Source organism: Phycobacter sedimenti (genome assembly GCF_038148855.1).
Classification (GTDB): domain Bacteria; phylum Pseudomonadota; class Alphaproteobacteria; order Rhodobacterales; family Rhodobacteraceae; genus Phycobacter; species Phycobacter sedimenti.
Genome location: NZ_JBBVGR010000009.1, coordinates 172445 through 194056 on the forward strand (window position 1 = coordinate 172445; position 21612 = coordinate 194056).

A 21612-nucleotide genomic window follows, 5' to 3' on the forward strand; every position below is an offset into this window, starting at 1 on the left:
TACGTGGCTTGAAACCCTTCCGCCCCACCTGTAAACGACCGACCTTTGCCCCAACAGGAGACAGGCCATGGCGCAACAGGAACCTCTCGTCGCGCCTGCAACTCTCGGTATCGATTTTGGCACGTCCAACTCCGCTGCGGGCGTTGCGGTGGGGGGACAGCCCTACCTGATTGAATTGGCGCCGGGCGAGACTTCCTTGCCGACAGCGGTCTTCTTTGATGCCGAGGACGGGCGCATGCGCATTGGCAACAGTGCCATTCGCGCTTTGACTGCGGGCGAGGCGGGCCGTTTCATGCGGGCCCTCAAGAGCCTTCTCGGCACGCCCCTCTTGCATGAGGAACGGCGGCTGGGAGGGGAACGCATGACCTTTGCCGATGTGATTGCGCGTTTCCTCAGCGAGGTAAAATCGCGGGCCGAGGCCCAGACCCGCATGACATTCACCCATGCGCTATCGGGGCGCCCGGTGCGCTTTCACAGCCGGAATGACACACGCAACGCCCGCGCCGAAGAGGACCTGCGTTCCTGTTATCTCAGGGCCGGGTTTGAGGACGTCCGCTTCATGCTGGAGCCGGAGGCGGCGCTGCGGGCGACCCGGCCGCAGGCTGGCATCGGCCTGATCGTGGACATCGGCGGGGGCACCTCGGATTTCACGGCTTTCCGTCAAGAGACCGATGGGGCGACAGAGATCCTCGCCTCGCATGGCATCCGCCTTGGCGGCACCGATTTCGACCAGCGGATCAGTCTCTCCAAAGCGATGCCGCTGCTCGGCCGTGGCAGCCAGATCCGCGACAGTTTCGGCCCCGGCACCCTCCCCGCCCCGAACCGGGTCTTCAATGATCTGTCCAGCTGGCAGATGATCCCTTTCCTCTATACGCCTGAAGAACTGCGCGCCGCCCGCGACCTGATGCGCCAGGCGGTGGAACCAGAAAAGCTTTCGAGGCTGGTCTCAACTCTGGAAGATCAGCTTGGCCATGACATCGCTTTTGCGGTGGAACGCGCGAAAATCGCGATCAATCAGCCAGGTACCCCTTCTACGCCGGTCAACCTTGCGGTTTTGGAACGCGGGCTGCAGGCCCCATTGGCCGGCGACGAGCTGAGCGACCTTCTCAGCGCGCAGATGGAAGAGCTGACCGAGGCTGCTCGGGACACTTTGCGCATGGCAGAACTGGCGCGAGCGGAGGTGAGCCGGATCGTGCTGGTCGGCGGCTCTTCGCTGCTGTCCTGCTTGCAGGCACACATGGAAACACTGTTCCCGAATGCCACCTTCGAAAGCGGACAAGCCCTGACCGCGGTTGGCGACGGGTTGGCCCTGGCCGCGCCCACCGCCTTTGACTGAACCCGGGCTACGGGGCCAAACGCGCTGGCTTTCCCATGGAATTTCCACTCTGTCTCGCTAGGATTGGCGCGTTCCAGCCTGTTGAAAGCCAAACCCATGCGAATTCTCCCTGTTCTCTGCCTGTCTCTTGCAACCTGCCTTCCCGGCGTCTCATTTGCCGCGGCCTGCGGCAATACATCTGCCGGATTCGAGGCCTGGAAAGCCGATTTCGCGAAGGAGGCACAACGCGCAGGGGTGCGGGCAAAAGGTCTGAAAGCACTGCAAAACGCCAGCTATGCCAGCCGGACCATCGCAGCGGACCGCAACCAGAAAAGCTTTCGCTACAGTCTGGAGAAATTCATGCAACTGCGCGGATCCGCCACCATCGTGGCGCAGGGACGCAAACGCAAGGCCCGAAATCCGGCCTTTTTTGCGGCGTTGGAAAAGAAATACGGCGTCCCCGCTGGCGTCTTGATCGCCATTCACGGGATGGAAACGGCCTTTGGCCATTTCATGGGTGACAGCCAGGTGGTCTCGGCTATCGTGACGCTGACCTATGATTGCCGCCGCTCTGACTTTTTCCGCCCCCACGCCCTTGGCGCGTTGAAACTGGTCGACCAGGGCGCCATCACGCCGCAAACGCTGGGGGCCAAACATGGTGAGCTGGGTCACACCCAGTTCCTGCCCGGAAACGCGCTCAGCTACGGGGTGGATTGGGGCGGTGATGGGCGTGTCGACTTCTACGACATGGAGGATGCGCTGGCCTCTACCGCCAACTACCTGCGCAAAAGAGGATGGAAGCGCGGCAAGGGCTATCAACAGGGAGAGCCGAACTTCAAGGTGTTGAAAGAGTGGAACGCGGCGACCGTTTACCAGCAATCGCTGGCCATAATGGGGCGACAGATCGACGGCTGAAAGGGCATGCGCGGTGCAACAGATGCCATACGATGACACGCATCCCAGGTGGCTGCAGCCGTAACTCATGTGGCATCAACATGGCTGGCCGACGCCCCCTTTCGGCCTCAATTCTTCACAATGTCCAAAAACCATCCTCGCAAATATCTGAAAAAATTTAATTAAACTCGATCACCCCCTGCCGGACTGGATTGGACGCTTTCCAGAAACAATTCTCTCTTCCCGCCTCACTTTGCGCCATTTCGGTCGGTAATCTGGCCCCAAGGCACCCGGAAGGTAGGAGGCTTGAGAATGCAAGAAGCAGAACAGTTCAAAGGTCGTCTCGGGTTCAAATCCCGCAGCGACACGCTCCTCAATCAAGGGCTGGTGCAGGCCGTCGACATGCTGGATGACTACGGACATCCGCCGACGCAGATCAACAGCCGCGCGTCCGGACGGATCGAATTGGAAAGCGATCAGTATCACGTGGTTCTGCGCCTGCGGCGCCTGCCTTTGCGCATGGGGGTTCAGCTTCCCGAGGGCATCCCGGCGCCCGCCATCTTTCTGGACGTTGCGATCACGCGCCTGTTTCCGCAGGTCTGCGATCAGGAAATCACCGAACTGTTGCTTGCCGTCCTGTTGAGACGCCTGACCGAGGCCCTGTCGCCGTCGGTTGTCTTCTGGCAGGACGCCCCCATTGCCATGAGCCGAGGTGACTTCCTGGGTGTATTCCAATTGGCAGAGCAGCCGATCCCAGACAATCAGCAAAGGACGACCGAAACGGACGCTCGGATTTCAGCGCCAACCACGCTGAGCCGACCTGCCGCAATCCGCACAGGACACTCCCCAGCAAAGCCCCGGAAACACTCCGTGGCAACAGAGCCTCCGCAGGCCCTTTCCCCCTTCAAGACCCCGGATCGTCTTCGTACATCTTTGAAACTCTTCCCGGAAACCGGTCAGGAAGAGCGCCAATCTCAGCCTCGCGCCCATGCGAAGGACTGCTTTGCGGCCGTGGATGACATGGCGGATGATCTTGAGCGGAAATGCAACCGCCGCATCACACGCGCAGCAGCGCCCGGTGACCAGGTGATCGATCTCAGTGCCTTGCGCCTGCCCGCAGAACCCTGGGAGCGGCAGAATATCATGGGCTGGGCCGCGACGGGCCTGATCGCCATGCTGTCGGCACCGATTGCCGTCTTACTGCTTCTTGTGGAACTGATGCGGGGCAGCCGGTTGAAGCCCAGAACACAGCTGCTCACGGCAGCCGTCTTTGTCAGCCTTTTGCAGGGCACGGGAATGGTTCAGGCGGCGGCGCGGGCGTTCTGGCTGCCCCCGAACTGACCCATCAGCCTGCGGTGTGAAGTTGCTCTTCGCCCCCCGCCCCATCGGCCCATTGGCCGAGGACGTCAGCACGTCTCAGGACGAAGGTGTGAATGCCAAAGATCACCGCCCGCGTCCGGGGCAGGCGCAGAATCGTCTGTTTTTCACTGCGCAGATAACCCGCCTGACCGGCCTTTGGTTTGGGGCGGGGCGTGTTCGCGCTGCGGGGGTGATGCAGGTCTGCTTCATGGTACCAAAGCGCATTGAACCGCCAAAGCGGCCTGCCGACCTGAACCCCATCAAAAAGCCGCTGCACCCGCGCGGCCAGCTTGGCATCGTAGCTGTCAACCGGCACATGGATCGCGGTCAGGGGCCGCATGAACTTTTCTGACAGGGTCCAACTGGCCGGGAAACACAGAACAGCGCCTGTGAGGATATGCTCCGGCGCGCCTTCCGACTTTTGCAGGAGGCAGAAGTCCTGCTGGGTGATGCGCCCAAGGGAGCCGAGGGGATCTGCCCAGTCGATTTCGACCCTTGCGCCATCCGGCCGCGCCACCTGCCCCCGCACACCGCCATAAAGATGATCCAGCACGGTTTCCAAAAGTTCCTCGGCAGCCGCGCGGCCGCTTTCATCCAGCATCAGAACCCGGTCTCGCGCCGTCCCGATAAGGCGTTCACGTTCCGCCATCTGAGCCGCAAAGGCATCGTCAGGCGTCAGCCAATCGCCAACGGCCAGCGGCGCAATACCCGGCAGGCGCTGCGGCTCAAGTGGATTATGCGGGATCTGTTTCTGGAGAATCTCTGTCATGGGACCCTGCTAGCACGAATTTGATCAAAAGATCGATGACGGCTGTCGAGTTTTCCACATGTTCGCGTCCCGGGCCATTTTCAGCCTGCCGGGTTCAGGGCCATGGGCAACTTGTCACGCAGCACCAGTACGCTGGATGCGTCGGTTCTTTCGTGCAGGCGGTCTAGCGGCACCCATTCCAAAGCGTGTGACTCTTCGCTTTGCGCAATCTCTCCGGCAACGGCGCGGAACAGGTAGCGCACGTCATAATGCAGATGCGCGCGCTCCTTGGCGTTGGCGGGGATTTCATGGATATCGACGTCGAACACCCGGCCCGACAGTGGCTCTATGCGGGCAAGGCCGCTTTCTTCATAGGCTTCCTTCAAGGCGACAAAGGCCACATCGGCTATGCCGTCGCAATGACCGCCCAGTTGCAGCCAGCGATCAAGCTTGCGATGGTGAGTGAGGAAAACCGAGCCTAGATCCGGCGACAGCACAAAGGCCGATCCCGTCACGTGGCTGGTCTCGGGATTGCGACCAAAGGCCTGCGGCTCGTTTGCGCAGAACAGGGCCAGGCGGCCCCACATGTCATGATCGCGTGCGTCCTGCCGCAGATACGCGCCTATGCCTTCTATCCGCTCCACGATCCCGTTCCTTCACCTTCGCGTGTTTTTACGGGGCGAAACCTTGTCGGCACCCCGCCGCTGGCGCACCTTAGGCGCAAGCAACCCAAAGGCCAATCTCCCATGCCCTCAGAACGTATCCGTTTTCCCGGCCACGCCGGTAGCACGCTTGCCGCGCGCCTGGACCTGCCGAATGGTCCGGTGCTGGCAACAGCGCTTTTTGCCCATTGTTTCACCTGTTCCAAGGATATCCCCGCGGCGCGGCGCATCGCCGGGCGCCTCGCTGCCATGGGCATCGCGGTCCTGCGCTTTGATTTCACCGGGCTGGGCCATTCCGAAGGAGAGTTCGAGAACACCAGTTTTTCCTCCAACGTGGCGGACCTGATTGCAGCCGCGCAGTATCTCGCGGGGCGCGACATGGCGCCTGCGCTGCTGATCGGCCATTCCCTTGGCGGCGCTGCCGTACTGCGCGCGCGGGCGGGCATCCCATCGGCACGGGGCGTCGTGACCTTGGGCGCACCCTTTGACCCCGAACATGTGACCGACCATTTCGGCGCGGACCTGTCCCGGATCGAGGCGGCTGGCGCCGCCGAGGTCTGCCTTGGCGGGCGCCCCTTCACCATTCGCCGCCAATTTCTGGATGATATCCGCAGCTCTGCCCTTGGGCCATCGATTGCAGAACTGGACGCCGCCCTTCTCGTCATGCATGCACCGCGCGATGAAACGGTAGGCATCGACAACGCTGCCGAGATCTTTGCCGCCGCCAGACATCCCAAAAGCTTTGTCACGCTGGACGATGCCGATCACCTGATCTCTCGCGCGGAAGATGCAGAATACGCCGCCGAGGTGATCGCCGCCTGGGCGCGTCGCTATATCGAGATGACGCCGCCTGCCCCGCCCCCCGGCGCCCCCGAAGGCGTGGTACGGGTCGCAGAAGCGGATCCGAACGGGTTTTTGCAGGATATCCAGTCCGGCCCCCATCACCACATGCTGGCGGATGAACCGCTCGCCTATGGCGGCACCAACCGCGGTATGTCGCCCTATGGGTTTGTGGCCGCAGGGCTTGGTGCCTGTACTTCGATGACCATCCGCATGTATGCCCGCCGCAAAGGCTGGCCATTGGAAACGGTCGCTGTCGATGTCTGCCACGACAAGGTCCACGCCCAGGATGCCGCACCTTCCGGACCGGCCAAGATCGACCAGTTCACCCGCAAGATCTGCCTCAGTGGGCCACTGAGTTCCGAGCAAAGGACCCGGCTGCTTGAGATCGCCGACAAATGCCCCGTGCATCGCACGCTGGAAAGCGGCGCCAGGGTCATCACCATCGACAAGTCTCCGATGTGACACGCGTCTTGCGCAAATCCGGCCCCGGTTGATCGATATCAAGGCCGGGACCGGCACTTTCGTCAAGATCGGTTGCAATGCACTCGCACCCGAACAGGCACGATAGGAGACGCACGATGGGATTGATCAAAAAGCTGGAGCACAGCACCGATCTGGTAAACGGCATGGCAGACCGCCTGGGTATCGACATGGGTGAGATCATCGCCCGTGATCCCGAGCACGAAGGCCCCAAGCTGATGCGTGCGATCATGCGCTGCAGCCATTGCGAGGATCAGGGTGGCTGCACACGTCTTCAGGCCGAACATGACCATCTGGACGCGGCCCCGGCCTATTGCCAGAACAAGGACGTCTTCGACCGCATCAGCCGGGGTTGAACCAGCCCCTGCTACACCGCGCCAGCATCGAAACGGGGGTGGACAATAGGTCTCGCCCCCGTTTCGGTGACTTGTTCCTTTGGACAGGGCGGTCTATGACGCGGCGCAAGTGTTCCCGCAATCGCGAAAGGTGCCTCCGCCGATGATCCCCCGTTACGCCCGCCCCGACATGGTCGCCATCTGGTCGCCCGAGACCAAGTTCCGCATCTGGTACGAGATCGAGGCGCATGCCTGCGACGCAATGGCCGATCTGGGGGTGATCCCGCGCGAAAACGCCGAGGCCGTCTGGAAGGCCAAGGACGTGGAGTTCGACGTCGCCCGCATCGACGAGATCGAAGCCGTCACCAAACATGACGTCATCGCCTTCCTGACCCACCTGGCCGAACATGTGGGTTCGGAAGAAGCCCGTTTCGTGCATCAGGGCATGACCTCTTCGGACGTGCTGGACACCTGCCTCAACGTTCAGCTTGTGCGCGCCGCCGATATCCTGCTGGCCGATATGGACGCCCTGCTGGCCGCACTGAAAAAGCGCGCGATGGAACATAAGAACACCGTGCGCGTCGGCCGCTCCCACGGGATCCACGCCGAGCCCACCACAATGGGCCTGACCTTTGCGCGGTTCTACGCGGAAATGGACCGCAACAAGGCGCGTCTGATGCAGGCCCGCGAAGAGATCGCAACCGGGGCCATTTCGGGCGCGGTGGGCACCTTTGCCAATATCGACCCGCGTGTCGAAGAACATGTCTGCGCGCAGCTGGGCCTGCGCCCCGAGCCGATCTCGACCCAGGTGATCCCGCGCGACCGCCACGCGATGTTCTTTGCCGTGCTCGGCGTGATTGCCTCGTCGATCGAAAACGTCGCCATTGAAATCCGCCACATGCAGCGCACCGAGGTGCTGGAAGGTGCGGAATTCTTCTCGATGGGCCAGAAAGGTTCCTCGGCGATGCCGCACAAGAAGAACCCGGTGCTGACCGAGAACCTGACCGGTCTGGCCCGCCTCGTGCGCATGACCGTGATCCCGGCGATGGAGAACGTGGCGCTTTGGCATGAACGCGACATCTCGCACTCCTCGGTTGAGCGCGGCATCGGCCCCGACGCCACCGTGACGCTGGACTTTGCCCTGAACCGGCTGACCGGCGTCATCGACAAGATGCTGATCTTCCCCGAGAACATGCTGGAAAACATGAACAAGTTCCCCGGCCTCGTGATGTCTCAGCGGGTGCTGCTGGCGCTGACCCAGGCCGGTGTGTCGCGCGAAGACGCCTATTCCATGGTGCAGCGCAACGCGCTGAAGGTCTGGGAAGAGCGTCTGGATTTCCAGGAATTGCTGCTGGCCGACGCCGAAGTGGTTGCCGCCCTTGGCGAAGACGGCATCAAGGAAAAGTTCGACATGGGTTATCACACCAAACACGTGGATACGATTTTCAAGCGGGTCTTTGGCGAATAGGATCGCCCGCTTTTCCAACTGAACGCCCCGCCAAATTGGCGGGGCGTTTTTGGTTTTGGGGCAGCCATGACCTGATCCGGCGTAGGCGAATGGACGCCTGTTCAAAAAATCGTGTCCCATGCCCGTCGAAATTGCGGATAGGCTGGCCTCGACCTGGTATTACAAGGATCCTTTTGATGCGCCTGACGATCATTGCCGCTTTGCTCATGGCTCCTGCCGCAGCCTTTGCCGCAGGCGGAGACGACTGGTCCGCCCCGAAACCCACCCAGACCACCAAGGAGTGCAAGGGCGCCAAGGTCTGGGACCAGAAATCCGGGAAATGCGTTGATCCCAAAAATTCGTCACTGGACCCCGATACCCTTTTTGGGGCGGTGCGCGAATTGGCCTATGCCGGACGCCTCGCAGAGGCCCAGGAGGTGCTCACCGCAATGCCCGATCAGGCATCCCCCCGCGTTCTGACCTACTGGGGCTTCACCCATCGCAAGCTGGGCCGTCTGGAGCTTGCAAACCAGTATTATGAACAGGCCATCGCAACGGACCCCGACAATCTTCTGGCACGCTCCTATATGGGGCAAGGCTTTGTCGAGGAAGGGAAACTCGGCCTCGCACTGGCCCAGTGGAAGGAAATCCGCAATCGCGGCGGCACAGGTGGCTGGCCGGAAGTGTCGTTGCGCAAGGCGCTTGAGACCGGTCAGACATCAACCTACTGAGCTTCAGCCTTTCTTTACCGCTGCCGAGCTAGTGTGGACCCCACAGAAAGAGAATCTTTTTGGCAAGGGTCCTATAGATGCAAGACGACCAGATGTTGGCGCTCCCGATGGCGACAGGTGGGGATGGCTTTGGCGATTTTTCGGCACCTGCCCCTATGGGCGGCATGGGAATGGACAATCCAATGGGCGGATCCATGGGCGGTGCCCCGGTCAAGCTGAGCGGCAAGGCAAAAGCCGCGATCGTTGTGCGCCTGCTCCTTAATGAAGGGGCGGACATCCCGATCGAGGAACTTCCCGACGAATTGCAAATGGAACTGACCCAGCAGATGGGCAAGATGCGGATCGTCGACCGCGAAACCCTTTATGCGGTTGCCAGCGAATTTGCCGAAATGCTTGACAATGTGGGCCTGACCTTCCCCAACGGATTGGCAGGTGCTCTGACGGCCATGGACGGCAAGATCAGCCGCCTCACGGCCAGCCGCCTGCGCAAAGAGGCCGGCGTGCGCCAGTTCGGAAATCCCTGGGATCGCCTCAAACAGCTGCCCCCCGAAGATCTCGCCTCGCTGGCCGAAGCCGAAAGCACCGAGGTCGCCGCAGTTCTGTTGTCAAAACTCGATACCGCCAAAGCGGCCCAGATGCTGGCCGCCCTGCCCGGCCCGGTTGCCCGGCGCATTGCCTATGCCGTCAGCCAGACCGGCAATGTCACGCCCGAAACCGTGGATCGGATCGGCCTGTCGCTGGCCGCCCAGGTCGAGGCACGCCCGGATCTGGCTTTCGATGTGTCGCCCGGAAAACGTGTCGGGGCAATCCTGACCGAAGCCGCAGCTGCCAAGCGCGACGAGGTTCTCAGCGCCCTCGAAGAGGAAGACCAGGAGTTTGCGATAGATGTCCGCAAGGCCATCTACACCTATGGTCTGATCGCGCAGCGCATGAAGCCGCTGGATGTGCCCAAACTGATGCGCGTTCTGGCGCAGCCCGATCTGGTGACGGCCATTGCCTTTGCCACTGACGAAGAGGATGTCGCAACCAGCGAATTCCTGTTGGAAAACATGTCCAACCGTATGGCCACCAACATCCGTGAGGAAGTCGCGGAGCGCGGGAAGGTCAAACGCTCTGATGGCGAGGCGGCCTTTGGTCTGATCGTCAGCGCCATGCGTGACCTGGTGGACAACGGCGAGATTGAATTGGGTTCCGACGAGGAAGAGGAATCCTAACTCAAAAGGACCGAGTGGAGTCGCCAGGGGCGGCGGGGGTCCGCTCGCCGCAGGCACGCCGACCAGCAGACCACCTCGCTTGCACCTCCTGACATGCCCGATTATGGTGCATCGCCCGACACTGTTCACGGTGCACCTTTTCGCGCAGTCACAAGCCAGACAGGCCGGTCCCACACATGCCCATTTCAGCCTCAGAGCTTTCATCCCCGGCAAAGGCCAAATACTTTGCCAGCAATCTGTTTCTGCGAGCCCTCATCGGTACCATGCAGATACTTCCCTATCGCTGGCGCGTCGCCGGAATGGGGCGTCTGGTCCGTATCCTGTCGCCTCTGGTCGGATTCGAGCGCAGGATTCGCGAGAACCTGGCGCTGACCTGCCCTGAGCTGACGGAAGAAAGCGTCGACCAGATCTGCAGCGATGTGGCCGACAATGCCGGTCGGACCCTGGCCGAGCTATATTCGGGCAAGTCGTTTCTGCAACGCGCACTCAAGGCCCCGATCCACGGTCCGGGTCTGGCCGCCCTGGAGCAGGCTCAGGCCGAAGGGCGTCCGGTCATCCTCGTCACCGGCCATTTTGGCAACTACGATGCCGCGCGCGCCGGGCTGATCGCCAAGGGGTTTGCGATGGGCGCCCTCTACCGGCGCATGGCGAACCCCTACTTCAACACGCACTATGTCCGCGCCATCGAGGGCAACGGCAAGCCCATGTTCGAGCAGGGCAAACGCGGCATGGTCGAAATGGTCAGGCACCTCAAGAAAGGTGGCAATATCGCGATTGTCGCCGACCTACACGCCCACGGCGGAAAAGAGATCGAGTTCTTTGGCAAACCGGCCATCACATCAACGGTGCCTGCCGAACTTGCCCTGAAATACGGCGCCGCGCTGATCCCAGTCTACGGGATCCGCCAGGACAATGGGCTGGACTTCGACATTCTGCTGAACCCGGAGATCCCCGCCTCTGATCCAGTCACCATGACCCGCGCGATTTGCGATGACCTTGAAAGCGTCATCCGTCAGAACATGGGGCAGTGGTTCTGGATCCACCGACGCTGGAAACCCTACATCACGTGATCAAGCGGTCGGGTCGGCGATAACGATCATGTGCCAGCCCCTCCGTCGCCGACGTTTCATCAGCCGCAAGACTGCGGATCACTCGCTTCTCAACGCCGCCGCCGCCAGGATCGGACCGCTGTTGATCTCTTGCACCAGCACCGCGAGGGAGTGATCCCCCGGCAAAGGCACGGTCAAAGTGAGGTCTTCCGCGCCATTCCAGTCCGCCAGCCGCGTCCACTCTTCAACGATATTTGCATAGTCAATCGTGCGCCCTGCCAATTCGCCCCGGCTGATTGCAACCCGTTTCAGCGGCGCATAGCGAATGACATCGACAACAGCTGAACGAGGCGCAGCGCCCGTGACTGGGCGAAGGGAAATCGTCACTCCGCTCGGGCTTTGGTGCATTGAAAGCGAAACGGAACTGGGCACGGCGCGGTGGCGCGCAATGGCGTCGGCCAGGGCCATCGGATCAGCGCCTCCGATATCCTCTTGCCCCATCACGATCATTTGCGGGGTATGCACCATCCGGTGCCCCATGGCCTGTGCGTAGGCCTTTTGCCGGGCGGTATAGGCCGGGTCGGCAAAGATGTCCTTCCAGCCGATGTAATCCCAATAGTCCACATGGAATGCCAGCGCCAGGACATCATCGCGCTCAGAGAGCTTGTGCATCAAGGCATCTGCCGGAGGGCAGGATGCGCAGCCTTGCGAGGTGAAGAGTTCCACTACGATGGGAGACGGCCTGGGCTCGGCGACAGAAATCGCCGGAAACGCAAAGCACAGGAGGCTGGCCAAGGCGGCAAAGGTCTTCATCGTTTGCTTCATATCCCTTGTCGGTCTTCGTCTCGCGAGCGCAGGCGCTGCCCTATTCTGGTATGGATGTAACTCAGCCACGCCGACAAGGCCAATCAATCATTCTTGAGAGCTGTTTCAAACCCGTTTCCTGCCCCCTTGGCAAGTTTTGTGTACTATTGCATACAAAAATTGCACGGTGCGGCGTTTCCCCTATTGAAACAACAGCCAACCTGTTGCAGATAGCCTGCAGCGAATTCCCCATTTTCACATCCAGAGGGAGGCCAACATGCCTATCACCGTCGGACAGGACAATGCCAAGACGCGCCGCACGCTCAGCGCCGGTGGCAAGTCGATTTCCTACTACTCGATCCCCGCAGCCACCGAAGCGGGTCTCGGCGATTTCTCGAAACTGCCGGCGGCTCTGAAGGTCGTGCTGGAGAACATGCTGCGGTTCGAGGACGGCGGCTTCTCGGTCTCGCTGGAAGACATCAAGGCCTTCGCCGAATGGGGCGCAAACGGCGGCAAGAACCCGCGCGAAATCGCATATCGTCCGGCCCGCGTTCTGATGCAGGATTTCACCGGCGTTCCCGCCGTTGTGGACCTTGCCGCGATGCGTGACGGTATCAAGGCCCTGGGTGGCGACGCTCAGAAAATCAACCCGCTGAACCCGGTTGATCTGGTCATCGACCACTCGGTCATGATCGACGAATTCGGCAACCCGCGCGCCTTCCAGATGAACGTGGACCGCGAATATGAGCGCAACATGGAGCGCTACCAGTTCCTGAAATGGGGTCAGGGCGCCTTCAACAACTTCCGCGTTGTCCCCCCCGGAACCGGCATCTGCCACCAGGTGAACCTGGAATACCTGGCCCAGACCATCTGGACCGACACCGATCAGGACGGCAATGAAGTCGCCTACCCCGACACGCTGGTCGGCACCGACAGCCACACCACCATGGTCAACGGCGCCGCCGTTCTGGGCTGGGGTGTTGGCGGCATCGAGGCCGAGGCCGCAATGCTGGGTCAACCGATCTCCATGCTGATCCCCGAAGTCATCGGGTTCGAGCTGACCGGCGACATGGTCGAAGGCACCACCGGCACAGACCTCGTGCTGAAAGTCGTTGAAATGCTGCGCGCCAAGGGCGTTGTGGGCAAATTCGTCGAATTCTACGGCGAAGGTCTGGACCGTCTGCCGCTGGCGGACCGTGCCACCATCGCCAACATGGCGCCGGAATATGGTGCAACCTGTGGCTTCTTCCCGATCGACGCCGAAACCATCCGCTACCTGCGCAACACCGGCCGCGACGAAGACCGTATCGCGCTGGTCGAAGCCTACGCCAAGGAAAACGGCTTCTGGCGCGACGCGGATTACGCACCGGTTTATACCGACACGCTGTCGCTGGACATGAGCAGCATCGTTCCGGCGATTTCGGGCCCCAAGCGCCCGCAGGACTACGTGCCGCTGACCAACGCGCAGGCCGCCTTCCGTCAGGAGATGGAAAAGACCTTCAAGCGCCCGATGGGCAAGGAAGTACCGGTCAAGGGCGAAGACTACACCATGGAATCGGGCAAGGTCGTGATCGCATCGATCACCTCCTGCACCAACACCTCCAACCCCTACGTCATGATCGGCGCGGGTCTGGTTGCGAAGAAAGCGCATGAGCTGGGCCTCAACCGCAAGCCCTGGGTGAAAACCTCGCTGGCGCCGGGTTCGCAGGTGGTGTCCGAGTATCTTGAGGCCGCGGGCCTGCAGGAGCATCTGGATGCGGTCGGCTTCAACCTGGTCGGCTATGGCTGCACCACCTGTATCGGCAACTCCGGTCCGATCCAGCCCGAGCTGTCCGAAGCCATCGCCGAAGGCGACCTGGTGGCGACCTCGGTCCTGTCAGGCAACCGCAACTTCGAAGGCCGTATCAGCCCCGATGTGCGCGCCAACTACCTGGCCTCGCCGCCGCTGGTTGTCGCATATGCGCTGGCGGGCACCATGGACATCGATCTGGCCAACGAGCCGATCGCCCAGACCCCCGAAGGCAAGGACGTCTACCTGAAGGACATCTGGCCCACCACCAAGGAAGTTGCGGACCTCGTGCAGGAAACCGTGACCCGCGAAGCATTCCTTTCCAAATACGCCGATGTCTTCAAGGGCGATGAAAAGTGGCAGGCGGTGGAGACCACCGATGCGGAAACCTATGACTGGCCCGCGACCTCGACCTACATCCAGAACCCGCCCTACTTCCAGGGCATGGGTACCGAGCCCGGCACCATCTCGAACATCGAGGGCGCCAAGCCGCTTTTGATCCTGGGCGACATGGTCACCACCGACCACATCTCTCCCGCGGGCTCTTTCGCGACAACCACCCCGGCCGGTCAGTACCTGATCGACCGTCAGGTGGCCCCGCGTGAGTTCAACTCCTACGGCTCGCGCCGCGGCAACCACGAAATCATGATGCGCGGCACCTTCGCCAACATCCGCATCAAGAACGAGATGCTGGACGGCGTCGAAGGCGGCTACACCAAAGGCCCCGATGGCAAAGAGACCTCTGTCTATGAGGCGTCGATGGCCTACCAGGAAGCCGGTATTCCGCTGGTGGTCTTTGGCGGTGAACAGTATGGCGCAGGCTCCTCGCGCGACTGGGCGGCCAAAGGCACCGCGCTTCTGGGCGTGAAGGCTGTGATCGCCGAGTCGTTCGAGCGTATCCACCGCTCCAACCTGGTTGGCATGGGCGTCATCCCGTTTGAGTTCACCGCTGGCGATACCCGCAAGTCGCTGAAACTGACCGGCGATGAGACCGTCTCGATCCGCGGCCTCGACACCATCGAGCCGCAGCAGGAGGTTCCCTGCGACATCACCTACGCGGATGGCACCACCAAGACCATCACGCTCAAGTGCCGCATCGATACCGCGCCCGAGATCGAGTACATCGAACACGGCGGCGTGCTGCACTACGTGCTGCGTAACCTCGCAAAGTCGTAAGGCTTTCGACACAGGTACATGGGAAAGGCGGCCCCAGCGGGTCGCCTTTTCTGTTGGGGGTCAAAGAGATCCGTGAAAGAGGACTAGCGCATGAATGATTTGAAAGAGACCGGCCTCAAGGTTTCGAGCAGCATCACCGGCTATCACGCCCATGTCTATTTCGATGCGGAAACGGTGGAACAGGCGCTGGTCCTGTGCCAGCGCGCATCAGAGCTGTTCGGCGTCAAGATGGGCCGCGTCCATGACAAGCTGGTTGGCCCGCACCCGATGTGGTCCTGCCAGCTGGCCGCGACGCCTCAGCAGTTTGCAGACCTCCTTCCCTGGCTGGCGCTGAACCGTGATGGGCTCATCGTCTTTGCCCATCCCGAAACCGGCGACGAGCTGGCCGATCACCGCGATCACGGCATCTGGCTGGGCACAGGGCTGGAGTTGGAACTGTCACTTTTCGAGTGAGGTCACAATTCACGGCCCCTCTGCGCCTCCTGCCGTGGGCTTCAATTTTGAATACTGCGGATACGCCCTACACAGATCGTAGACAAAGTTTTTCTCGATATCCGCTATCAGTACGGCAAACTTCCTGCGTAGGTCCCGCCGCTCATCAGCGTCTGTCACTCTGTCAATTGCTAAGATCAATTTCGACGAAGAGCTATACAACTCTTCTACGCCCTCGAAAATGCCACGCACCTCGTCTTCGTCCATGCTGGCCTCCTTGCTCACAGATATTCTAAGTTCCTAAGGCGACCGGATCATCAGAAATTGGAATAGGAAAACAGAATGCGCCTCGAAAGGCGGGCGTCGTTTTCAATGATCAATTGATTGGCTTACTGGCCCGCCGCCTTTTCCATGGCGGGGCGCAGCGTCTTTTCCACCACCGAAGCTGTAATCGGCCCGGCAAAGCGCAACACGATCTTGCCCTCGCCGTCGATCACATAGGTTTCCGGCACGCCGTAAAGGCCCCAGTCCAATGCCATGCGGCCCTTCTCGTCCCGGCCGATGGCGGTGTAAGGGTCGCCCAGTTCCTCAAGGAAAGCAGCCGCGTTGTCCTGCTGGTCCTTGTAGTTGACGCCATAGATCGGCACGCCCTCGGCAGACAAGGCTTCCAGCGTCGGATGCTCGGCCCGACAGGGCGCGCACCAGCTGGCCCAGTAGTTCACCAGTTTCACCGTGCCATCGCGCAGGGTGGCATCGTCAAAACCGTCCTTGCCGGGGAACTCCTCCAGCACCACGGGCGGCGCGGATTGGCCTTCGCGCGCGGAGGGCAGGCTTTCGGGATCCTCGCGGAACATGCCCACCAGCGCAAGGCCGACAAAACCGGCGAATACCACCACGGGCACCGCCATCAGGGGAGAGATCTTAGCCATTGCGCTTCATCCGCTGCTGTTCAAGCCGCTCCATCTCGGCGCGCACCCGGCGGCCGCGCCAGAGCGTCACCACCACCAGAAGCAACAATAAAAGGATCGAGGCGGCATAGGACGACAGCACCGCCTCTGCATATTTTCCTAGATCGGGCATCATGCCTCCATCCTTTCACGGGCCATCAGCGCCTTGATACGGCGCGCGCGAATTTCGGTTCCGGTGCGATAGAACACCAAGGCGATGAAGAACAGACCAAAGCCCACCATGCAGACATAAAGCGGGTTGGAGAATACATCGGCGACGTTCTCTTCCTTGTCGAGGCTCAGAGAGGCCCCCTGATGCAACCCCTGGTTCCAGAAATTCACCGCATAACGGCTGAGCACCGCGAAAACAGATCCCACAAGGCACAGGATCGAGGTCAGATCCGCAGCCGTGTCAGGATCGTCGATTGCCTCCCACAGGGCGATATAGCCAAGGTAGAAAAGGAACAGCACCAGGAAGGAGGTCAGGCGCGGATCCCAGGCCCACCAGGTGCCCCACATGGGCTGCCCCCAGATTGCTCCTGTCACGAGGGCGATCAGCGTCATAACCACGCCCACCGGGGCAGCAGCCCGGGCTGCCAGGGCGCTGACGTGATGGCGGCGCACGAGCCAGATCAGCGAAGCGACCAGCATCATGAACCAGGCGTTGATCGCCATCAGCGCCGAGGGCACATGCAGGAAGATGATCTTGACCGTGGATCCCTGCCTGAAATCATCAGGCGTAAAGAAGAAGCCCCAGATAAGCCCCACGACCATCAACAGGCCTGAGACGCCCCACAGGACGGGCATCACCCGTTCGGTGGTGGTGAGGAATTTTTTCGGATTTGCGTATTGCCAGATGGACATGGTGGCTATCTTGTTCCCCGCTCCCGTGTTTTCAAGTCTCTCTTGCCCTGCTCTTTCGTCGCAGCCTGCCTAGCGCAGATTGATACGCAAGACCGCCGCGCTGGCAAAGGGCAATAGCGCGATGACAGCCGCCGAAATACCCGCCAGCATCAACAGCGGCGTCTGCACCGCCATCCCTTCGGCGCCGCGCCGGGCGACTTCGGCACCAAAGATCAGAGTCGGCACATAAAGCGGCATCACCAGAAGCGACAGCAAAAGCCCCCCGCGTTTCAGCCCTACGGTCAAGGCCGCACCAAAGGTGCCGATCACCGACAGGGCTGGCGTGCCCAGAAACAGCGAGACAACAAGCCAAAGAAAACCCTGCCCAGGCAGGTTCAGCAGAACGCCGAGGACCGGCGCCGCCAAAACCAGCGGCAGGCCTGTGGTGATCCAATGCGCCAGCGCCTTGACACTCACCACCGCCTCCAGCGGCAGGGGCGCGGTCGCCAGAAGGTCAAGCGAGCCATCCTCCCAGTCGAGCGCTAGCAGCCGGTCGAGCGACAACAGGCAAGACAGCAGTGCTCCCAGCCACAACACCCCCGGCGCGATGCGGGTCAACAGTTCAGAGTTCGGCCCCACCGAAAAAGGCACCATGACCGTCACGATCAGAAAAAAGGCCAGGCCAAGGCCAAAGCCGCCGCCCGCGCGCACCGCAAGGCGCAGATCCCTCATCAACAGGGCGATCATAAAAAGCCCTCGTCGAAATCATCGAGCGCTGGCAGGGCGGCCTTGTAGGCACCCACGTCCAGCACCTCGGCCTCGTCCAGCCCAAGATCGATATGGGTGGCGATCAGCGCCGATCCCCCCTGCCCCAGATGGGCGCGCACCGCATCCGCGAACATCGCCACTGCACGGGTGTCCAGGCTCACGGTGGGTTCATCCATCACCCAGATAGGCCGCCCCGTGACCAGCATCCGCGACAGGCCAAGGCGGCGTTTCTGCCCCGCCGAAAGCGCCCCTGCGGGCCGGTCTTTCAGCGCCACCAGATCAAACGCGTTTAGCGCCGGTTCAATCGATGCGGTGCCAAAGACACTGGCCCAGAAGGTCAGGTTTTCCGTCACGCTCAACGCCTGTTTCAGCCCGTCGGAATGAGCCGCATAGGCGATCTGATCCTCGGCGCCTTCGATACGGCCCGAAAGCGGCGGCTGCAGCCCCGCAATGGTGCGCAGGAGCGTTGTCTTACCGATCCCGTTCGGCCCACGCAGGATCAGGGCACGGCCAGGCTCCAGCCGAAAGCTGAGCCCGTCCAGCACCGGCAGACCGCCGCGCGCAATCGCAAGATCGGTTACATTCAATGTCATGAATGACTGACTATCCCATTGCCGCCCCGCGCAAAAGCCGAATTCGCCCGCGCGGCAAGAGGCCTCATACCGGCAATGCCGCCAAAGCGATCCTCCGCCCCTCGGACAGGAGCACATTATAGGTGCGGCAGGCAGCGGGAGAGTTCATCGTCTCGACGCCCAGCCCGGCCCCTTCCAGCGACGCGCGCAGGTCGGCGGGGATATGCGCGACCTCGGCCCCAGTTCCGATGAACAGAACATCCACTTCCCCGGCCAGGGCCAGAAGCGCCTTGCGATCCTCGTAGCCCCCCCAGGCCGCCGTCCCCTTTGCGCCCGTCAGCACAGCACCATGATGAACCTCGCCGCCGATGCGAAAGAACCCCTCTCCGTATCCATCCACCGGCACGGCATCGGAATAGGTGACTTCATTCAGGCGCATGAGGCTTCTCCCGTAAGGCTGGTTTGCGGATGTCTAACACGGGGAAAGATGGGGCAAAAGCAAAAGGCCGCAAGCGAAACCTGCGGCCTTTGGTTGCTGTCTTTGCACGTGACGGTCAGGCGTCGATATTGGCGAACTGGTTGCCGGTTGGCGTCGTCGGTTTGGACCAGTCCCGTTTCACGCCCAGCCACAACAGGATGGTCGAGGCCACAAAGACCGAGGAATAGGTGCCCACAATGACCCCCCAGATCATCGCAAAGACAAACCCGCGGATCACGTCGCCGCCCAGCACATAAAGCGAGATCAGCGCGATCAGCGTTGTGACCGAGGTCATCACGGTGCGACTAAGGGTTTCATTGATCGACAGGTTCAGCACCTCTGCCAGCGACTTTTTCTTGTAGCGGCGCAGGTTCTCACGCACGCGGTCGAAAACCACCACCGTATCGTTCAGCGAATAGCCGACGATGGTCAGAAGCGCCGCAATGATCGCAAGGTCGAACTTGATCTGAAGCTCCGAGAAAATGCCGATGGTCAGGATCACGTCATGCACGAGGGCAGCCACCGCGCCCAGGGCGAACTGCCATTCGAACCGCAGCCAGATGTAGACCAGCACCGCCCCGATCGCGAGAACCACGGCGATGATAGCTGTCTGCACCAATTCACCCGAGACCTTGGGGCCGACGGATTCGACCGAGACGAACTTGATCTCGGGGGCGACGGTGGCAAGGGCCGCATTCAGCTGTTCGATCACCTCACCAGAGATCGCCTCGCCGTCGTCCTGGGCCTGGATGCGGATCATGGCGACGTGCTGATCTTCTTCAAAGGTCGGATCGAACACCTCGGTGATCGAGATATCGCCAAGGCCAAGTGGGCTCATCGCATCGCGATAGGCACCCACATCAATTTCCTGGGTGCTTTCCGTGCGGATCGTGGTGCCCCCGCGGAAATCGATGCCAAAGTTCAACCCCTGAAGCAGGAAGGAGGCAAAGCCCACCACCACCATGAAGGCCGACAGGCCCAGCCAGAGCTTCCAGCGCTTGAAAAAGTCGAATGAGGTATTCTCAGGAACAAGTCTCAGCCGCATATCACACCTCAATCGTTTTCGGACGGCGCCGTTCGAACCACATGACGATCATCAGGCGCGTGACGAAGATCGCGGTAAAGACTGATGTCATGATGCCCAGACCCAGGGTAATCGCAAAGCCACGCACCGGGCCCGAGCCCATGGCAAAGAGGATCACCGCAGTGATGAAGGTGGTGACGTTCGCATCCAGAATGGCGCTCAGCGCCTTGGAATAGCCCTCGTCGATGGCCCTTGCCGGACCGCGGCCGCCTTTCAGCTCCTCCCGGATCCGCTCAAACACCAGCACATTGGCATCCACCGCCATACCGACAGTCAACACGATCCCGGCAATGCCCGGCAAGGTCAGCGTGCCGCCAATCAGGCTGAGCGCGCCAAAGATCAGCGCCACGTTCAGCATCAGCGCGATATTGGCGAAGATCCCGAACAGACCATAGGACAGGGTCATGAAGACAAGCACCGCAACAAAGGCCACGATGGTCGCGATCTTGCCGGCATCGATGCTGTCCTGGCCCAGTTCGGGACCGATGGTGCGCTCTTCGAGGAACTCCAGCCCTGCAGGCAGGGCCCCCGCGCGCAGCAACACAGCCAGGTTCGTGCTTTCTTCAATGGTGAAATTACCTGTGATGATGCCGGAGCCGCCGGCGATATGCGCCTGGATCACCGGGGCCGAGACCACCTCATCATCCAGCACGATCGCGAAGGGAGAGCCGATGTTTTCCGCCGTGTAATCGCCAAAGCGGCGGGCGCCGGAGGTGTTGAACCGGAACGTGACCGCAGGACGGCCATTCTGGTCAAAGGACGGCTGCGCATCCACCAGATCCTCGCCGGTCACGACCGGAGCCGCCTCGACCGTGTAGTAGGTACCTTCCTCGTCGAGCGAGGGCAGCACCTTGTTGCCAGTCCCGGCGCGGGCGTCCGCATCGTTGCCCCGGCCCACCACGGGGTTGAAGGTCAGCTGCGCCGTGGTGCCGATGATCTCTTTCAGCTCGGAGGCCGAGCCGATACCCGGCACCTGGATCAGGATCCTGTCGGCGCCCTGGCGCTGGATCGTCGGCTCGCGGGTGCCGACTTCGTCGATCCGGCGGCGCACGATTTCCAGCGATTGACGCACCGTGCGGTCGTCGGACGCCAGGCGTTCGGCCTCTGTCAGCCGAACGATCAGGATGTCACCCTCGGCGGAGACTTCGATATCGGTCGCACCCGCGCCGGTCAGCGTGGTCACGGGATTGGCAAGCCCGCGCACCACTTCCAAAGCGCGCGGCATCCCTTCGGGTTTGGAAATCTTGACGCGAATCTCCGTGGCCGAGCCGGGCTGCAAACGGAAACTGCCAACGGTCTCGCGCTCGGGGCGCAGAGCATTGCGCACTTCGGGCCAGAAGGCCTCCATGCGCGCGGCATAGACATCCGCGACCTGAACCTCGGCCAAAAGATGCGCGCCACCGCGCAGATCGAGGCCCAGATTGACCAGCCCCGAGGGCATCCATTCCGGCCATTGCGCCGCTGTTTCAAGACGTTCGGGCGTCTCGCCCTTCATCTCGATGGCGACGACGGCATCATTGGCCTGCTCGACGCGGGTGTAGAACGCATTTGGCAGGGCCAGCAAAAGGCCGGCCACACAGACCAGCCAGATCAGCACCCTCTTCCAGAGATCGATTTGCAGCATTGCCCTGCCTTTTCAGAT

At 61.5% G+C, this 21612-nt stretch carries 23 protein-coding genes; 11 read left to right on the forward strand and 12 right to left on the reverse strand.

The features are described from left to right. Window positions 1-67: 67 nt before the first annotated feature. The 3 genes from AADA15_RS16590 to AADA15_RS16600 all read left to right on the forward strand — a co-directional run bounded on the left by AADA15_RS16590 (window position 68) and on the right by AADA15_RS16600 (window position 3550). Window positions 68-1336, forward strand: a complete 1269-nt coding sequence (locus tag AADA15_RS16590; RefSeq protein ID WP_341642674.1) for an Hsp70 family protein — start codon at window positions 68-70, stop codon at window positions 1334-1336. A 96-nt stretch (window positions 1337-1432) separates the two neighbouring features. Further along, complete coding sequence (locus tag AADA15_RS16595; protein WP_341642675.1) at window positions 1433-2230, forward strand: lytic murein transglycosylase; 798 nt, start codon at window positions 1433-1435, stop codon at window positions 2228-2230. A gap of 291 nt (window positions 2231-2521) precedes the next feature. Beyond that, window positions 2522-3550, forward strand: a complete 1029-nt coding sequence (locus tag AADA15_RS16600) for a hypothetical protein (RefSeq protein WP_341642676.1) — start codon at window positions 2522-2524, stop codon at window positions 3548-3550. A gap of 4 nt (window positions 3551-3554) precedes the next feature. Here AADA15_RS16600 and AADA15_RS16605 read toward each other — a convergent pair whose 3' ends face one another. After that, a complete protein-coding gene (locus AADA15_RS16605; RefSeq protein WP_341642677.1) occupies window positions 3555-4337 on the reverse strand; it encodes a heme-dependent oxidative N-demethylase family protein in 783 nt (260 codons plus the stop codon). Window positions 4338-4417: 80 nt separating this feature from the next. Then, window positions 4418-4903 carry an NUDIX hydrolase gene (locus AADA15_RS16610; protein WP_341642726.1) on the reverse strand — a complete coding sequence of 162 codons (486 nt, stop codon included), beginning with the start codon at window positions 4901-4903 and terminating at the stop codon, window positions 4418-4420. A 159-nt stretch (window positions 4904-5062) separates the two neighbouring features. On the opposite strand from AADA15_RS16610, the gene AADA15_RS16615 reads away from it, so the two are divergent. From AADA15_RS16615 to AADA15_RS16640, 6 genes are all read left to right on the forward strand, one after another. Further along, complete coding sequence (locus AADA15_RS16615; RefSeq protein WP_341642678.1) at window positions 5063-6283, forward strand: bifunctional alpha/beta hydrolase/OsmC family protein; 1221 nt, start codon at window positions 5063-5065, stop codon at window positions 6281-6283. A gap of 116 nt (window positions 6284-6399) precedes the next feature. Beyond that, complete coding sequence (locus AADA15_RS16620) at window positions 6400-6657, forward strand: DUF6455 family protein (RefSeq protein WP_341642679.1); 258 nt, start codon at window positions 6400-6402, stop codon at window positions 6655-6657. Between the two features lie 142 nt (window positions 6658-6799). Then, window positions 6800-8104, forward strand: coding sequence for an adenylosuccinate lyase (gene purB / locus AADA15_RS16625; protein ID WP_341642680.1), 1305 nt, complete (start codon window positions 6800-6802; stop codon window positions 8102-8104). Between the two features lie 176 nt (window positions 8105-8280). After that, window positions 8281-8814, forward strand: a complete 534-nt coding sequence (locus AADA15_RS16630) for a tetratricopeptide repeat protein (RefSeq protein ID WP_341642681.1) — start codon at window positions 8281-8283, stop codon at window positions 8812-8814. 77 nt (window positions 8815-8891) lie between these two features. Then, complete coding sequence (locus tag AADA15_RS16635; RefSeq protein ID WP_341642682.1) at window positions 8892-10028, forward strand: flagellar motor switch protein FliG; 1137 nt, start codon at window positions 8892-8894, stop codon at window positions 10026-10028. A 176-nt stretch (window positions 10029-10204) separates the two neighbouring features. Beyond that, window positions 10205-11098 (forward strand): lysophospholipid acyltransferase family protein, encoded by an 894-nt coding sequence (locus AADA15_RS16640; RefSeq protein ID WP_341642683.1) that lies wholly within the window; start codon window positions 10205-10207, stop codon window positions 11096-11098. 78 nt (window positions 11099-11176) lie between these two features. On the opposite strand, the gene AADA15_RS16645 is transcribed toward AADA15_RS16640, so the two are convergent. Then, window positions 11177-11890: a DUF1223 domain-containing protein gene (locus AADA15_RS16645; RefSeq protein ID WP_341642684.1), complete on the reverse strand. Its 714-nt coding sequence runs from the start codon at window positions 11888-11890 to the stop codon at window positions 11177-11179. A gap of 268 nt (window positions 11891-12158) precedes the next feature. Here AADA15_RS16645 and acnA point away from each other — a divergent pair, with 268 nt between their 5' ends. Together acnA and AADA15_RS16655 are read left to right on the forward strand one after the other, a co-directional pair. Further along, the gene (gene acnA / locus AADA15_RS16650; protein WP_341642685.1) at window positions 12159-14846 is read left to right on the forward strand and encodes an aconitate hydratase AcnA; all 2688 of its coding nucleotides are present in this window, start codon (window positions 12159-12161) and stop codon (window positions 14844-14846) included. Between the two features lie 90 nt (window positions 14847-14936). Continuing rightward, window positions 14937-15299, forward strand: a complete 363-nt coding sequence (locus AADA15_RS16655; protein WP_341642686.1) for a DOPA 4,5-dioxygenase family protein — start codon at window positions 14937-14939, stop codon at window positions 15297-15299. Window positions 15300-15308: 9 nt separating this feature from the next. Here the strand turns inward: AADA15_RS16655 and AADA15_RS16660 are convergent, their stop codons facing one another. From AADA15_RS16660 to secD, 9 genes are all read right to left on the reverse strand, one after another. Then, a complete protein-coding gene (locus AADA15_RS16660; protein WP_341642687.1) occupies window positions 15309-15545 on the reverse strand; it encodes a hypothetical protein in 237 nt (78 codons plus the stop codon). A gap of 122 nt (window positions 15546-15667) precedes the next feature. Further along, the gene (locus AADA15_RS16665) at window positions 15668-16207 is read right to left on the reverse strand and encodes a DsbE family thiol:disulfide interchange protein (protein WP_341642688.1); all 540 of its coding nucleotides are present in this window, start codon (window positions 16205-16207) and stop codon (window positions 15668-15670) included. Beyond that, window positions 16200-16361: a heme exporter protein CcmD gene (gene ccmD, locus AADA15_RS16670; RefSeq protein ID WP_341642689.1), complete on the reverse strand. Its 162-nt coding sequence runs from the start codon at window positions 16359-16361 to the stop codon at window positions 16200-16202. The genes AADA15_RS16665 and ccmD overlap by 8 nt, the downstream gene beginning before the upstream one ends. Beyond that, window positions 16358-17089 carry a heme ABC transporter permease gene (locus AADA15_RS16675; RefSeq protein WP_341642690.1) on the reverse strand — a complete coding sequence of 244 codons (732 nt, stop codon included), beginning with the start codon at window positions 17087-17089 and terminating at the stop codon, window positions 16358-16360. The genes ccmD and AADA15_RS16675 overlap by 4 nt, the downstream gene beginning before the upstream one ends. A gap of 69 nt (window positions 17090-17158) precedes the next feature. Then, window positions 17159-17815, reverse strand: a complete 657-nt coding sequence (gene ccmB / locus AADA15_RS16680) for a heme exporter protein CcmB (RefSeq protein ID WP_341642691.1) — start codon at window positions 17813-17815, stop codon at window positions 17159-17161. Continuing rightward, the gene (ccmA, locus tag AADA15_RS16685) at window positions 17812-18429 is read right to left on the reverse strand and encodes a heme ABC exporter ATP-binding protein CcmA (protein WP_341642692.1); all 618 of its coding nucleotides are present in this window, start codon (window positions 18427-18429) and stop codon (window positions 17812-17814) included. Before ccmA ends, ccmB begins: the two co-directional genes overlap by 4 nt. Window positions 18430-18493: 64 nt before the next feature. After that, a complete protein-coding gene (locus tag AADA15_RS16690) occupies window positions 18494-18847 on the reverse strand; it encodes an Mth938-like domain-containing protein (RefSeq protein ID WP_341642693.1) in 354 nt (117 codons plus the stop codon). A gap of 115 nt (window positions 18848-18962) precedes the next feature. Beyond that, window positions 18963-19931: a protein translocase subunit SecF gene (gene secF, locus AADA15_RS16695; protein WP_341642694.1), complete on the reverse strand. Its 969-nt coding sequence runs from the start codon at window positions 19929-19931 to the stop codon at window positions 18963-18965. Between the two features lies 1 nt (window position 19932). Next, a complete protein-coding gene (gene secD / locus AADA15_RS16700) occupies window positions 19933-21594 on the reverse strand; it encodes a protein translocase subunit SecD (RefSeq protein WP_341642695.1) in 1662 nt (553 codons plus the stop codon). Window positions 21595-21612 lie beyond the last annotated feature (18 nt).

Excerpts from the sequence above, each read along its gene's own strand:
- AADA15_RS16645 (WP_341642684.1), bottom strand. The coding sequence starts at position 11,890 with ATGAAGACCTTTGCCGCCTTGGCCAGCCTCCTGTGCTTTGCGTTTCCG.
- AADA15_RS16605 (WP_341642677.1), bottom strand. The coding sequence starts at position 4,337 with ATGACAGAGATTCTCCAGAAACAGATCCCGCATAATCCACTTGAGCCG.
- ccmD (WP_341642689.1), bottom strand. The coding sequence starts at position 16,361 with ATGATGCCCGATCTAGGAAAATATGCAGAGGCGGTGCTGTCGTCCTAT.
- AADA15_RS16660 (WP_341642687.1), bottom strand. The coding sequence starts at position 15,545 with ATGGACGAAGACGAGGTGCGTGGCATTTTCGAGGGCGTAGAAGAGTTG.
- ccmB (WP_341642691.1), bottom strand. The coding sequence starts at position 17,815 with ATGATCGCCCTGTTGATGAGGGATCTGCGCCTTGCGGTGCGCGCGGGC.
- AADA15_RS16590 (WP_341642674.1), top strand. The coding sequence starts at position 68 with ATGGCGCAACAGGAACCTCTCGTCGCGCCTGCAACTCTCGGTATCGAT.
- AADA15_RS16635 (WP_341642682.1), top strand. The coding sequence starts at position 8,892 with ATGCAAGACGACCAGATGTTGGCGCTCCCGATGGCGACAGGTGGGGAT.
- AADA15_RS16655 (WP_341642686.1), top strand. The coding sequence starts at position 14,937 with ATGAATGATTTGAAAGAGACCGGCCTCAAGGTTTCGAGCAGCATCACC.
- AADA15_RS16620 (WP_341642679.1), top strand. The coding sequence starts at position 6,400 with ATGGGATTGATCAAAAAGCTGGAGCACAGCACCGATCTGGTAAACGGC.
- AADA15_RS16675 (WP_341642690.1), bottom strand. The coding sequence starts at position 17,089 with ATGTCCATCTGGCAATACGCAAATCCGAAAAAATTCCTCACCACCACC.
- AADA15_RS16600 (WP_341642676.1), top strand. The coding sequence starts at position 2,522 with ATGCAAGAAGCAGAACAGTTCAAAGGTCGTCTCGGGTTCAAATCCCGC.
- AADA15_RS16640 (WP_341642683.1), top strand. The coding sequence starts at position 10,205 with ATGCCCATTTCAGCCTCAGAGCTTTCATCCCCGGCAAAGGCCAAATAC.
- AADA15_RS16595 (WP_341642675.1), top strand. The coding sequence starts at position 1,433 with ATGCGAATTCTCCCTGTTCTCTGCCTGTCTCTTGCAACCTGCCTTCCC.
- AADA15_RS16665 (WP_341642688.1), bottom strand. The coding sequence starts at position 16,207 with ATGGCTAAGATCTCTCCCCTGATGGCGGTGCCCGTGGTGGTATTCGCC.
- secF (WP_341642694.1), bottom strand. The coding sequence starts at position 19,931 with ATGCGGCTGAGACTTGTTCCTGAGAATACCTCATTCGACTTTTTCAAG.
- purB (WP_341642680.1), top strand. The coding sequence starts at position 6,800 with ATGATCCCCCGTTACGCCCGCCCCGACATGGTCGCCATCTGGTCGCCC.
- AADA15_RS16630 (WP_341642681.1), top strand. The coding sequence starts at position 8,281 with ATGCGCCTGACGATCATTGCCGCTTTGCTCATGGCTCCTGCCGCAGCC.
- ccmA (WP_341642692.1), bottom strand. The coding sequence starts at position 18,429 with ATGACATTGAATGTAACCGATCTTGCGATTGCGCGCGGCGGTCTGCCG.
- AADA15_RS16610 (WP_341642726.1), bottom strand. The coding sequence starts at position 4,903 with ATGTGGGGCCGCCTGGCCCTGTTCTGCGCAAACGAGCCGCAGGCCTTT.
- AADA15_RS16690 (WP_341642693.1), bottom strand. The coding sequence starts at position 18,847 with ATGCGCCTGAATGAAGTCACCTATTCCGATGCCGTGCCGGTGGATGGA.
- AADA15_RS16615 (WP_341642678.1), top strand. The coding sequence starts at position 5,063 with ATGCCCTCAGAACGTATCCGTTTTCCCGGCCACGCCGGTAGCACGCTT.
- secD (WP_341642695.1), bottom strand. The coding sequence starts at position 21,594 with ATGCTGCAAATCGATCTCTGGAAGAGGGTGCTGATCTGGCTGGTCTGT.
- acnA (WP_341642685.1), top strand. The coding sequence starts at position 12,159 with ATGCCTATCACCGTCGGACAGGACAATGCCAAGACGCGCCGCACGCTC.